The sequence below is a fragment of the Parabacteroides sp. 52 genome, assembly GCF_010500925.1.
Taxonomy (GTDB): Bacteria; Bacteroidota; Bacteroidia; order Bacteroidales; family Tannerellaceae; genus QVMG01.
In genome coordinates this window covers 49,247-62,305 of sequence record NZ_QVMG01000004.1, presented here as the reverse complement: position 1 = coordinate 62,305, position 13,059 = coordinate 49,247, and the positions used below count along the sequence as shown (strand labels likewise).

General features: G+C 42.9%; 10 protein-coding genes and 1 tRNA gene. 7 read left to right on the top strand and 4 right to left on the bottom strand.

Annotated features, from left to right (window positions below; genetic code table 11):
• Position 1: 1 nt before the first annotated feature.
• Positions 2 to 1,036 (bottom strand): HlyD family secretion protein, encoded by a 1,035-nt coding sequence (locus D0T51_RS04305; protein ID WP_163725672.1) that lies wholly within the window; start codon positions 1,034 to 1,036, stop codon positions 2 to 4.
• 34 nt (positions 1,037 to 1,070) lie between these two features.
• Positions 1,071 to 2,390 (bottom strand): TolC family protein, encoded by a 1,320-nt coding sequence (locus tag D0T51_RS04300; protein ID WP_163725669.1) that lies wholly within the window; start codon positions 2,388 to 2,390, stop codon positions 1,071 to 1,073.
• Positions 2,391 to 2,849: 459 nt separating this feature from the next.
• Here D0T51_RS04300 and D0T51_RS04295 point away from each other — a divergent pair, with 459 nt between their 5' ends.
• From D0T51_RS04295 to D0T51_RS04285, 3 genes are all read left to right on the top strand, one after another.
• Positions 2,850 to 3,434, top strand: coding sequence for an AraC family transcriptional regulator (locus tag D0T51_RS04295; protein WP_239056672.1), 585 nt, complete (start codon positions 2,850 to 2,852; stop codon positions 3,432 to 3,434).
• A gap of 215 nt (positions 3,435 to 3,649) precedes the next feature.
• Positions 3,650 to 3,847, top strand: coding sequence for an Arc family DNA-binding protein (locus tag D0T51_RS04290; RefSeq protein WP_163725663.1), 198 nt, complete (start codon positions 3,650 to 3,652; stop codon positions 3,845 to 3,847).
• A 289-nt stretch (positions 3,848 to 4,136) separates the two neighbouring features.
• Positions 4,137 to 4,209, top strand: a tRNA-Gly gene (locus tag D0T51_RS04285).
• Positions 4,210 to 4,325: 116 nt separating this feature from the next.
• On the opposite strand, the gene D0T51_RS04280 is transcribed toward D0T51_RS04285, so the two are convergent.
• Together D0T51_RS04280 and D0T51_RS04275 are read right to left on the bottom strand one after the other, a co-directional pair.
• On the bottom strand, positions 4,326 to 6,791 hold the full coding sequence (locus D0T51_RS04280; RefSeq protein WP_163725661.1) for a bifunctional UDP-N-acetylmuramoyl-tripeptide:D-alanyl-D-alanine ligase/alanine racemase: 2,466 nt from the start codon (positions 6,789 to 6,791) through the stop codon (positions 4,326 to 4,328).
• A 9-nt stretch (positions 6,792 to 6,800) separates the two neighbouring features.
• Entirely contained in the window at positions 6,801 to 7,787 is a 987-nt protein-coding gene (locus D0T51_RS04275; RefSeq protein WP_163725658.1) for a GSCFA domain-containing protein, read from the bottom strand.
• Between the two features lie 514 nt (positions 7,788 to 8,301).
• On the opposite strand from D0T51_RS04275, the gene D0T51_RS04270 reads away from it, so the two are divergent.
• From D0T51_RS04270 to D0T51_RS04255, 4 genes are all read left to right on the top strand, one after another.
• Positions 8,302 to 9,783 (top strand): Gfo/Idh/MocA family protein, encoded by a 1,482-nt coding sequence (locus tag D0T51_RS04270; RefSeq protein WP_163725655.1) that lies wholly within the window; start codon positions 8,302 to 8,304, stop codon positions 9,781 to 9,783.
• Positions 9,784 to 9,817: 34 nt separating this feature from the next.
• Positions 9,818 to 10,609: a DUF1080 domain-containing protein gene (locus D0T51_RS04265; RefSeq protein ID WP_163725651.1), complete on the top strand. Its 792-nt coding sequence runs from the start codon at positions 9,818 to 9,820 to the stop codon at positions 10,607 to 10,609.
• A gap of 136 nt (positions 10,610 to 10,745) precedes the next feature.
• Positions 10,746 to 11,252, top strand: a complete 507-nt coding sequence (locus tag D0T51_RS04260) for a DoxX family membrane protein (RefSeq protein WP_163725648.1) — start codon at positions 10,746 to 10,748, stop codon at positions 11,250 to 11,252.
• A 7-nt stretch (positions 11,253 to 11,259) separates the two neighbouring features.
• Positions 11,260 to 12,918 (top strand): Gfo/Idh/MocA family protein, encoded by a 1,659-nt coding sequence (locus D0T51_RS04255; protein WP_163725646.1) that lies wholly within the window; start codon positions 11,260 to 11,262, stop codon positions 12,916 to 12,918.
• Positions 12,919 to 13,059 lie beyond the last annotated feature (141 nt).

Sequence of the window (13,059 nt, the reverse complement as noted above, 5' to 3'; positions counted from 1 at the left end):
ATCAATAATTTACAATGCACTCTGCATTCATACCTGCACGAAGACGCGCCATATCATTCGCATCATTTTCTTTCGAAAACTCGATATGGATGGGTATCCGTTGTTCTATTTTCACAAAATTCCCGGCAGAATTATCCTGCGGCATCAATGAAAAGCTTGAACCCGTAGCCTGTGATATTGACTTTACCACTCCCTTGAAAACAACATTGGGGATCGCATCTACTTCAATATCTACTGTCAGACCTTCACGGATATGCGCTGTTTGGGTTTCTTTGTAATTGGCAACCACCCATTTATCGTTCTCATCTACAATATCGACCAATGTCTGTCCCGGTTGAATAAGTTGTCCTTCCTGTATATTTTTTCTTCCTGTTACACCATCACAAGGAGCTATAATAACAGTATAAGAAAGATTCAATTTAGCCAGTTCCAATGCTGCTTCAGCCAATTTAATACCGGCATCTGTCTGCCCTAGCCTATGAGTCTGCTCCTGTTTGACAAGGGCGGTCGATTGCTTCTGATGGAGTAACAACTCGTATCGGGCTTTCGATGCATCATAATTGGTTTGCACAGCATCATATTGCTGTTTTGTTACTGCATCTTGTTCATACAAATTCTTGTAGCGGCTATATTCCCGTTCGGCATTATCTAATCTTATTTTAGCTTCTTTAATTGAAGCCTCCGAAACAATTATATTGTTTTGGGTAGTGTTTACTGTGGTTGTCGCTACCGATTTACCCGATAAGGCATTTTGATAATCGGCTTCAGCTTGTGCTAAGCGGAATCTAAACTCCGTATCTTCTATTACCGCTAATGTGTCACCCTTTTTTACAGGTTGATATTCATCAAAATAAACCACTGATATAAAGCCTTGCACACGAGAATTGACCGGCACGATCAATTGTTTAACCTGAGCATTTTCGGTATGTTCCACATTTCCCAGATGGATAAATTTCATGCTTACCCAGATAATACCCAAAGCAATCAGCAGTCCGACAACTATATTGTAAATCAGTTTCTTCGTTTTTTGTTTCATCGTTTTTTCTTTTATTAAATAGAGTCTGTAAACTTTATAAATTCCCTGATACTTTTTCCAATTTATAATAATTGAAAAGTATATTGATCTGTGCATTAGCCACTTGTAATTCTGCATTTAGCTTAGAATTACTCGCATCGAGCATATCGGTAATCAATGCCAAATCATTCAGATACCGCTTGTTCACCGTGTCATAATTCTGAGAGGCTAACTCAAGACTTTTCATTTGAGTGTTATGCATTGTAAAAGATTCTACAAACCGTATATATGCAGCTTTGATTTCTGTTTGAATGTTTTCTTGTAATAATAGATCATTTTCAACAGCTTTTTGTGTTGATATTCTTGCCTGTTTGATGCTCTTTCCCGATTTATAAAGAGATGCCAGATTGAATTTTACGAAAACTCCGGCATACCAATAATTGAAATTCTTATTTATCGGTGGTACTTCTATTGTTATTGGTCCATCAAAATGGTTGGCTGCAAACAAAGCGATGGATGGCAATCGTTCCGATTTAGCCGTCTTCTCATATTTTTTTGATTGTTCTACCCTAAGCTTCGACTGCTGTAATAGCGGAGATGTATTCGATGCAGCCTGTTGCCATTGCGCTTCGTTCGATATGGAAGGTATATGGGATAACAGGCTTGCATCTACTTCGACCATGGTTTCTTCGGGCAAACCCAAGACTGTTATTAACTGGTCATTTAAAATGATAATACTATTTCTTACCTGCATCAGAGCCAACTCCAACGATTTCAGTTGCAGTTCATAACGGGTAATATCGTTTTTCAGGGCAAGGCCTTCTTTCTGCCGGGCTTGAATTTCGGACAAAAGTTGCTTAGTCTGCTCAATATTTTTCAGATACACTTCTTCTTGATTGCGTAGCTTATACATCTCCAGATAATTGCCCAGCAGCAAAAAGCGAATGTCTTGCCTGTTCTTTTCCTTGTCTAAGCGTGCTAACTGATACTGCAGCTTTGCAAGGGCAATACTACTGGATATAGCTCCACCTGCATATATTACTTGTGATGCCTCTATAGCAAAGTTGTTCCCCAAATGAGGCATCGGAGCATTAGTCCCATTCGAAAAATCCCGGTCGGCAATCCATCCGTCACCCAGATAGCTTGCAGCTAGCGAAACATCGATAGATGGCAGCTTTGCATTTTCGGCTACTTTGATAGCTTGTTCTGATTCTTTCTCTGCAAAATCAAAAACACGAATACTCCGGCTGTTATTATCTGCCAAGTTGAACATTTCTTCAATACTCAATTTTCTTATTTGTGTACTTTGACTGTACACGATGGCTGAATTAGCCATCAGCAGAGTAAAGATCAATACTTCTTTTATTATCTTCATATACTTATTTGATGCTATACAAGCATTCCGGAAATGCGGGTGCAAAGGTCGCAAATCTGAAATCGTTTCATTCATTTAAAAATGAACATAATTAGTTTTATTTGAACATTTTGTATCTTTACTGAACTTATAATTGACATAGATATGATCAGCAAAATAAATATTAAAAACATCGGGGACTTACTCTCTGATATAGATATATCAAATGATACAAGAGAGAAGATAAATTGTATTGCGATAAATCGTGATAGTATAAATTCGCAATTATCACAACCTGCCTACCTGAATGCCATTGTTGCCATACTGGTTTTATCTGGAAGTGGAGAAATCCAGATTAATTATAAATCGTACCAGATTGAGAAAGAAACAGTCATATTATTGACAGTCTCTCATTTATTCAGATTCATATCATGTACATCCGACTTTCAGTGTTTGTGTCTGCTTGTAAGTAAAGATTTCATGGAGGAAATGGACGCAACAGATATGATTTACAAGCGAATAAAGTATGGAGCAATATTATATAACACCCCTATTGTAAAGCTAAACAAAGTCAATACTTTATTATTGAAAAACAGAATACTTTCTGTAGACAAAGCAATAGATAAATGCGACCATTTCTATTACAAGGAGATGATTCTCAACAGCCTTTTTGCTTTTTACCTCGACTTGAGCAATATAATAGAAAAAGATACCGGATTGCAGGATAATAGCAACCTTACCCGACACGAAAACATTATAGGATTGTTTATAGAACTTTTGGTCGCAAACTATAGAACAGAACATAAGGTTGATTTTTATGCTTCCCGTCTGAATATGACATCTCACTACTTGACTTTGATCGTGAAACGCATAACAGGGCAGACTGTGAATGAATTTATTTTCGAAATGTTGTACAGTGAATCCCGGAATTTACTTACACATTCCAGATTGTCGATACAGGAAATAGCTGCTTTGCTTAACTTTTCCGACCAGGCATCTTTCGGGAAATTTTTCAAACGCAAGTCGGGTGTTTCTCCAATTGAGTTCCGTAAAAGAATACCCTAAACATCTAATCTATAAAATTTATTAAAACATCACACATCTATACCACAATAGCTTGGTATTTAGAAAAATAATCATGTATATTTGTGATATCATATTAATATCATATATTAATCGTTATGAAATCATTTAAATTACCTCTTAAGAGTTTGACATTATCCGGCTTTATAGCTCTTACTCACACCGGCACTTTGCGCCATTAAACCTGTGCAATCGAAATGGCTAAAAAGGAAAACAGCACAAAAAGCTTTATCCTAAGGATGGATGCGGACATGATGGAGTCTATTGAAAAATGGGCTACCGAGGAGTTTCGCAGCACCAATGGCCAAATACAATACATATTGGATCAGGCATTACGCAAGGCCGGACGATTGAAGAAGAGAAAAAAGGAAGAGGTTCCTTCTGAAAAAATATAATTTTTTAATATTAATACTGAGTGAAGTGATGGGGTGATGCTGTAATGGCATCGCCCTTTTTTTCTTATAAGAAGATGAAAATCCCACGAAAGTCCTTATCGCCCGCGCAGACAGGATCGCCCAATGCGTTCCCTATAAAATAAATCCCCCCCAAAAAAGAGGGCAAAAAAGAGATTTCCTGAAAGAGTTTGATCTTATTTATCTTGTTTTGACTGAATTTTTATTTATCTTTGTCGCGCAAATCAATTTTACCCTTTCCGGTAAACAAGATTGCCAATATACAAATCATGCGAAAGTAGCTCAGTTGGTAGAGCATAACCTTGCCAAGGTTAGGGTCGCGGGTTCGAATCCCGTCTTTCGCTCAAAACAAAAAAGAGGGTATCCCAAAAGGGATGCCTTCTTTTTTTGTTATACTGCTATTATTCCCGGATGACCCGGAAAAACTAGAAAAAGACTGAAATAATACAGCCCCACACGCCTACTCCCTATAATACACCCTTTTCACACGGGGGGAGATAGAAGTCAATATCTCATACGGTATCGTTCGCAGGCTGTCCGACAATTCATTCACAGGCAGTTCTTTTCCAAAAACAATTACCGGATCTCCCTCGCAGGCATCCGTATCGGTCACATCGATCATACAGGCGTCCATACATATATTACCGACAATCGGACAGCGCACCCCTTTTATAGACACCTCTCCTACCCGATTGCTCAGATGCCGGTCCAACCCATCCGCATAACCGATGGGGATAATCGCTATGCGGGAGTCGCGCTCCACAAACGTCATCCGGTTGTACCCGATCGAATCACCGGCAGCCACCTCCTGTATTTGCAGGATGGTCGTGCGCAATGTACTCACAGGCTGTAGCCCTCTCTGCCCGGACGCACTCACGCCATACAAACCAATTCCCAGCCGGACCATATCCATCTGATAATCGACAAAACGCTCTATGCCTGCGGAGTTTAAGATATGTTTTATCACCTGCTGTCCCAGGCCTTCCTCCAACACAGCTGCCGCCTGCTGAAACAAGGAGATCTGCTTGCGGGTAAACGCATCCTGTGTACTTGTATCTGCTGCTGCCAGGTGAGAAAACAAAGAACGGGCCGTCACCCCGCTTTGTTCCTTCAGGCGGGATACGATACGTGGCATATCTTCCGGTTGAAAGCCCAGGCGGTGCATACCCGTATCCACCTTTATATGTATAGGGTAAGAAATGATTCCGCGCCGTTCCGTTTCATGGATGAGCGCATCCAGGAGGCGGAAACTATATACTTCCGGCTCCAGATGATTTTCAAAAAGCACATTAAAACTATTGAATTCGGGATTCATCACGATAACCGGGATCGAGATTCCCACCTGGCGTAGTTCCGCTCCTTCGTCGGCCACTGCCACTGCCAGATAGTCGCAACGTTGTTCCTGCAAGGTCTTAGCGATCTCATGAGACCCCGCTCCGTAACCAAAAGCTTTCACCATACAGATCATCTTCGTCTGCGGCTGCAACCGGGAACGGTAATAATTGAAGTTATGAATGACCGCATCCAGGTTCACCTCCAGGATGGTTTCATGCACCTTCTTCTCCAACAGTTCCGTGATCCGCTCAAAGTGAAAATGACGGGATCCTTTGATCAGGATAAGTTCATCCTGCAAATGACGGTATGCCCCGGATTGGATAAATTCCTCGGTGGTACGGTAAAACGCCTTCTCTATATCAAAGAAGGCACCATAATCCATCAAATCCCGGCCGATACCGATCAAACGGTCCACCTTCTTGCGGTGCACCAGGTCGGCCACCTTTTTATACAGCGACTTCGGCAAGGTGCCCGACTGCAGGATATCCGACAAGATCAAGGTAGTCTTCATGGTCTTGTCCATCTTCCGGCTTTGTTGAAAGCTAAGGGCTATATCGAGGGAGTTTATATCCGAGTTATAGGTATCATTGATTAACATGCAGTTATTTACCCCCTGTTTTATATCCAGCCGCATATCCACCGGTTCCAATTGTGCAAACTTGTCGGTATCCCCGATACAGGTTGGTTTGAGGTAAAGCATCAACGCCAGGCAATGAATCACATTTTCGATGGAAGCATCATCGGTAAACGGTATCACGATCTGCCGATCGATACCCAACAACGTATAAGAAAGGATCGTTTTTCCTTCTTTTTTCTGTATCGAATCGATAAAAAGAGGGGCATCCGAATCGACGCGGCTCCAGCCCAAGGCTTTGTGAGAAAGCAGAGACGACTCGATGCAATCGGTCAGAAACTGATTGTCTCCATCATAAATAATTGCATCCGCCTCGGCAAAAAGCATGAGTTTCTCCTGGCATTTTTGCTTGGCAGACAAAAAGTTTTCCTGATGCGCCTCTCCTATATTCGTCAGTATGCCGACGGTGGGTGCAATGATGGGTTGCAACTTTTCCATCTCATCCGGTTGAGAGATACCGGCTTCAAAAATACCCAACGTATGTTTCTCGTTCATCTCCCACACGGAAAGAGGCACTCCGAGTTGGGAATTATAGCTACGAGGCGAACGCACGATGTTAAATTCATGATGCAACAGTTGATAAAGGAACTCCTTCACGACCGTTTTTCCGTTGCTGCCGGTGATGCCGACAACCGGAATCTGAAAACGTTGCCGATGATAGGCCGCCAGCTTCTGCAAAGCCTTTATCGTATCTTTCACCAGGAGGAAGTTCGCACCGGTCAAGGCGGCATAGGCCGGGCGTATCTCACTGACCACAAAGTTGCGCACCCTTAATTTATAAAGCTCTTCTATATATTTATGTCCGTCATTTGTTTTTGTCGCCAGGGCAAAGAACAGGCTTTGTTCAGGAAAAGACAACCGCCGGCTGTCGGTCAGCAAGATACGGATACTGTCGTCCTGTATGTTGTTTGTTTGTGCCTCAATGATGCGGGCAATCTCTTTTATAGTGTATTCCATATGATTTCCTTAGAGCAACTTCGACTGCAACAGTCTCTTTTCTTTTTCTATATCAAAGGAAGGCATTTTCCGGTGAAGTTGTTCCAACTTTAACAAAGTTTGGCGGATAAACTGCTGATGACCTTCGCTCTCTACCTGAAAAGGTTTGTGGTTCACCGCTTTTCGTATCTCCTGCCAGTCTTTCATCCCCTTTTGGGTTTCTGCCGAGAAATAGACTTCCGCAAAACGTTCCCATATATAGTCGATGGCCAGAGGAGAGGGATGCAACATATCATCGGCATAATACCGGTAATCGCGCAACTCATCCAATAAGATCTCATAGGCCGGAAAATAAGCCACCCGCTCGGGAAATGCTTGTTGTAAATGATGGATAGCCAACAACAATGTAGCCTTACTCAATTGATTTCCATGCGCTCCATCTTTCCAATGCCGGATAGGACTAACCGTAAAAACCAGTTTGATCCGCCCATTATATGCCCACAGAGAAAGAAGCAACTCTTTCCATTGGGCAACAATCTCATCGACTGTCAACATCTGCCGGTCGAACATCTTCTCCGGCAGTTTATGACAATTAGAGACAATGCGACCGTTCTCTTTCAACCGATAAACACAGGCAGTACCCCAGGTCACCACCAAACGGTTTATCTGCAGCAATTCCTGAGCCGAATCCGTCAATCTCTTATTCATCTGCTCCAGGGCTTCCTCTTGCGAGGGGGCGGAGAAACGGCTGTGATGCATGAAACTATGATATCCTCCCTGGTAGGCAAACAAATCCGCTGCAACAAACTCTTCCGGCCGGATCAAGCGTTGCAATGCCTGGGCTACCGAAGCTGGATTATAGACGATACCCAAAGGATTCACGTCGACAGGAAACTTATTTTCATTCAACCGCTCGCCTATATTCTCCGCAAAACAGGAACCCAATAAGAGTATCCTGTCTGCATACGAAAAAGGAAAAGAAGCCGGAGGTATATGTATAGGTGTATATAAATCCATAGGATAAGTTATTTGCATACAATATTACAAGTTTCCCTTGATTCTGCCAACTATAAAGGCCGGTAAATAAAAGAGCCACCCATAGGAGAAGCTTGTCAGCTAAGCCTTCTTTCTTGTGGCCGCTTTTACAGCAAAAAAGAGAATAGATGCCCTCCTGTTTTTCAGAATGAACAAGGATATTTATGTCAAAAACAAGAGATTATTTTAGTGTTGATAGCTATCGTTACTACTGACGATAACTATCGTTACTACTGATGATAGCTATCGTCAGTAGTAACGATAGCTATCAACACTAGAATCATCCCGCAAAAAACAGGTATCTTCCCCTTTCAAGCCGGTTGAAAGGAGAAGAAGAGACCCATCTGTTAAAAATAATTATTTTAAACAAGAAAGCAGAATCCCTGATTTGTTGTTAACAGGGCATTGGTTATATTTGCGACACAATGTTTTGATACAAGATAAATTTAGACCAAATGTATCATTATTTAATGCTAATCTATTAATTATTATTACAATGACTAACATTTCAAGAAGATCTTTTCTTCAAAAGGGGTCTGTAGCAGCTGCGGCTTTGACTATTGTACCCAATGCAGTTCTGGGTAAAAGCCACGGACACACAGCGCCAACAGACAAGTTGAATATTGCCGGTATTGGTATCGGAGGTATGGGAAAAGCCAACCTGCGTAACATGGAAACAGAAAACATCGTCGCTCTGTGTGATGTAGACTGGAAATATTCAAAAGATGTTTTCACGAAGTATGCACAGGCTAAAAAGTACTGGGATTACCGGAAAATGTACGATGAAATGGGCAAATCGATAGATGCCGTTATGGTAGCTACGGCAGACCATACGCATGCGATTATCACAGCCGATGCCATTGCAATGGGCAAACATGCCTTTACACAAAAACCACTGACACACTCTGTGTACGAATCTCGTTTGTTAACCAAATTGGCCGCCAAGCATCAGGTTGCTACTCAAATGGGTAACCAAGGATCTTCGGCAGAAGGAGTGGATTTGGTATGCGAATGGCTTTGGAACGGAGAGATCGGTGAAGTAACCAAGGTAGAAGCCTTTACCGACCGTCCTATCTGGCCACAAGGTTTGATGACACCGGAAAAAGCAGACAAAATACCTTCTACATTGAATTGGGATCTATTCACCGGCCCGGCTGAATTACGTCCGTTCAACAATATCTATCATCCTTGGAACTGGCGCGGCTGGTGGGCCTATGGTACCGGTGCGTTAGGAGATATGGCTTGTCATATCTTACATCCGGTATTCAAAGGACTGAAATTAGGTTATCCTACCAAGGTACAAGGTTCTTCTACTTTATTATTAAGAGATTGCGCACCACAGGCACAACATGTCAAATTGGTATTCCCTGCACGGGATAATATGGCCAAGATTGCTTTGCCGGAAGTGGAAGTTCATTGGTATGACGGCGGTTTGCGTCCGGATCTACCCAAAGGCTGGCCGGCAGGTCGTCAGATGAACGACAGCGGTGGTGCAGTGATTTTCCACGGCACAAAAGACACCTTGATTTGTGGTTGCTACGGTGTGAACCCCTGGTTGCTTTCCGGACGTACTCCCAATGCTCCTCAACAATGCCGTCGGGTGAAAAATGCGATGGGAGGAGGCCATGAACAAGACTGGATCCGTGCTTGTAAAGAAAGTGCGGCCAACCGTATCCTGACCAAATCGGATTTCTCCGAAGCAGGTCCTTTCAACGAAATGGTTGTCATGGGTGTATTGGCTGTTCGCTTGCAGGAATTGAACAAAGAGCTGCATTGGGACGGACCGAATATGCGCTTCACCAACATTGGTGACAACGAAGAGCTTCAGATTGTGATCAAAGACGGTTTCAAGATCAAAGAAGGTCATCCGACATTCGACAAAGACAAAACCGATCCGATCAACGCCAATGCTTTTGCAGCTGAGATGATTAAGCATAATTATCGTGCAGGCTGGAAATTAGTAGACATGCCCAGATAAACTCATGTACAAAAATTAAAATAATATCAGAGAAATGAAAAAGTCAATTTTATTACTAAGTGCAGCCGTTATGATGTGTGCTTTTGCTTCTTGTAATTCGTCTAAAAAGGCTAAAGAAGAGCCGGTTACTTTGGGAAACAACACCTTCATGAAAGACAGTGAAGGATGGATCACCATCTTCGATGGAGAAACATTCAAAGGCTGGAGAGGGTACAACAAAACAAAGGTTCCCGGAAAGTGGACCGTTGATGAAAATGCAATAAAGTTCAACGGATCAGGCGGTGGTGAAGCCCAAGATGGAGATGGCGGTGACCTTATCTTCGATCATAAGTTCAAAAACTTCGAACTGGAATTCGAATGGAAAGTAGCCAAAGGATCCAACTCAGGTGTATTCATCCTGGCACAAGAGATAGAAGGACAACCTATTTACGTCTCTTCTCCTGAATACCAGATATTGGATAACGTAAACCATCCGGATGCTAAACTAGGTGTCGATGGCAATCGTATGTCTGCTTCTTTGTATGATATGATTCCGGCGAAACCGCAGAATTCGAAACCTTTTGGTGAATGGAACAAATCAAAGATCCTTTGTTACAAAGGTACTGTTGTTCACTACCAAAACGACAAAGCCGTTGTGGAATATCATTTGTGGACCGACCAATGGAAAACGCTTTTGGACAACAGCAAATTCAGCAAAGAAAACTGGCCGGCAGCCTATGACCTGTTATTGGAATGTGGTGGCCCGAACAGAGAAGGTCTTATCGGTTTACAGGATCATGGAGATGATGTATGGTTCCGTAACATCAAAGTAAAAGTATTGGACTAATATGTTATGAAGATAACATTTAAATAAACATATACCCGGAGCCGAATGATCGTGTTTGGCTTCGGGTTTTTATTTTTTTCAACCCCCACACCTTGACTTTGTTTTATTCACACTCAATTTATTTAGACATAATCAAATGAAAACAGATCCGTATTATACCCAAGCGCAGCTCTTCTGGCTGATGTTGCTGCGGCTTTTTATCGGCTGGCATTTTATGTATGAAGGGCTTGTTAAATTAATGAATCCACATTGGACATCCCTGCCTTACTTATTAGATTCGAAAGGACCGGCCGCTTCTTTTTTTATTGAACTGACGCAACATTCTGCCCTGATGAATTTTATCAATCTGGCCAACGAATGGACATTGCTACTGGTAGGCTTAGGCCTTACCTTGGGCGTATTCTATCGCCTTTCTTCTGTCGGAGGAATGATCTTATTGTTGATGTATACCCTTTCCCATCCTTCTTTTATCGGTGCCGATTATATGATGCCTTTCGAAGGCTCCTATCTTTGGATAGATAAGAATATGGTGGAATTTGCCGCTCTGGGATTACTCTGTGTCTTTCGTACCTCACATATTTATGGTATCGACCGGATATTGAAGAAGAAGTGTCCCGTATTACAAAAATTTAAACTGATTTGATACGATCATGGCAGAAGAGACAAACAAACAAACGAACGCCCCCCAACAGCCGGACAAAGGACGGCGGGATGCGTTGAAGGCATTGGCTACCGTCCCCGTATTGGGAGCCATGGCCTACGGTGTCTATCAGAAAAGAAAAGACGCCTTGAAAGACCGGAATATATCCGATGTATTTAAATTAAGTAACCAACAAGCCTCCTTCCTGGAACCCCAGGCAGACGGCAAACAGATCCGCCTGGGCATTATCGGTTTCGGTATCCGCGGCAAACAACTGCTTCGCGCGGCGGGTTTCGCCGAACCTTCCTGGATCGATTCCATGATTGAAGGACATAAGAATAATAAAAACGATACACGCCATCAGCAATACCTGGAGCAGGACAGCCTGAATGTGGTAGTCAATGGTGTATGTGATATCTTTGATGTATACGGAGATGCAGCTGTACTGGCTGGTGCCAATATAAACCGGGAAGGAAGTAATGGCAAGTTCGGTCCGATGCCGAAGAGATACCGTCATTATAAAGAATTATTGGCAGCCGATGATATCGATGCCGTAATCATTGCCTCTCCCGACCATTGGCATAGCACGATGGCAATGGATGCAGCACGTGCCGGAAAACACGTATACGTAGAGAAACCTTTATCCTGGACTGTGCCTGAGACGTATATGGTACGGGAGGCAATCAGAGAGACAGGGGTTGTTTTCCAGTTGGGACACCAGGGAAGACAGACGGATTGTTATCAGAAAGCAGCAGAAATTATCGGCAACGGATTACTGGGGAATGTGAACCTCATAGAGGTGTGTACCAACCGGAACTCGCCGAACGGCGCCTGGGTATACGACCTTATTGAAGGAGCGAATCCGACAACGATCGACTGGAAGCAGTTCGACGGACCGGAAGAACGGATCAAAGAATACATGGATTATATGAAGACCTATGGTTTGGAACGTTATGTCGGACCCGAAGAACGGAGTAAATTCAGTCTCGAACGCTTCTTCCGCTGGCGTTGTTGGTGGGATTATAGCACAGGGTTGTCGGGCGACTTATTAACGCATGAATATGATGCCGTTAATCAGATTATGCATGTCGGCATTCCGCATTCGGCAACTTCTTCGGGAGGTGTCTATTTCTTTAAAGACGGACGTACCGTACCGGATGTGTTACAGACCACGTTTGAGTTTCCGAAGAACAATATGACCATGCTTTATAGCGCGACCCTGGCCAGTTCCCGGAGCCGGGGAAAGGTGTTTATGGGTAGCGATGCCTCCATGCAGGTATCCAACATTCTGGAGATCAGCGTCGACAGAAACTCCGAACGGTATAAACAAAAGATCCAGGAGGGAGTAATCCCTACCGATGCTCCTTTCTATACTTATGTGCCGGGGCAGAACAGCTCGGATACGGTGACTTCACCTACTGAATTATATTTTGCCAAACGCGGATTGTTATATACGTATGTGAATGGTAAACGATACGACACCACCCACTTGCATATACGTGAATGGTTGGAATGTATCCGTCAGGGTAAAACCCCGAGCTGTAATATCGATCAAGCCTTCGAAGAAGCAATGACAGCCCATATGGGTACACGCGCATTCCTGGAAGGACGAACGATGTATTGGGATAATGACAAGGAAGAGATTGTACGGGGGACGATTAACGATTAGTGATTAGTGATTAGTGATTAGTGATTAACGTATTGAAGATCGCGAAGCATAAATTAATCAATTAAGGCTTTGCAAAACATTTTCAATTCTCCATTTTCAATTTTCAATTAAAAAAAGAGAGGCGAACTTGAATAAGTTCGC

Bases quoted from the DNA above. Each gene is read 5' to 3' on its own strand.
- D0T51_RS04280 (WP_163725661.1), bottom strand. From the start codon at position 6,791: ATGGAATACACTATAAAAGAGATTGCCCGCATCATTGAGGCACAAACA.
- D0T51_RS04255 (WP_163725646.1), top strand. From the start codon at position 11,260: ATGGCAGAAGAGACAAACAAACAAACGAACGCCCCCCAACAGCCGGAC.
- D0T51_RS04265 (WP_163725651.1), top strand. From the start codon at position 9,818: ATGAAAAAGTCAATTTTATTACTAAGTGCAGCCGTTATGATGTGTGCT.
- D0T51_RS04260 (WP_163725648.1), top strand. From the start codon at position 10,746: ATGAAAACAGATCCGTATTATACCCAAGCGCAGCTCTTCTGGCTGATG.
- D0T51_RS04275 (WP_163725658.1), bottom strand. From the start codon at position 7,787: ATGGATTTATATACACCTATACATATACCTCCGGCTTCTTTTCCTTTT.
- D0T51_RS04300 (WP_163725669.1), bottom strand. From the start codon at position 2,390: ATGAAGATAATAAAAGAAGTATTGATCTTTACTCTGCTGATGGCTAAT.
- D0T51_RS04270 (WP_163725655.1), top strand. From the start codon at position 8,302: ATGACTAACATTTCAAGAAGATCTTTTCTTCAAAAGGGGTCTGTAGCA.
- D0T51_RS04305 (WP_163725672.1), bottom strand. From the start codon at position 1,036: ATGAAACAAAAAACGAAGAAACTGATTTACAATATAGTTGTCGGACTG.
- D0T51_RS04295 (WP_239056672.1), top strand. From the start codon at position 2,850: ATGGAGGAAATGGACGCAACAGATATGATTTACAAGCGAATAAAGTAT.
- D0T51_RS04290 (WP_163725663.1), top strand. From the start codon at position 3,650: ATGGCTAAAAAGGAAAACAGCACAAAAAGCTTTATCCTAAGGATGGAT.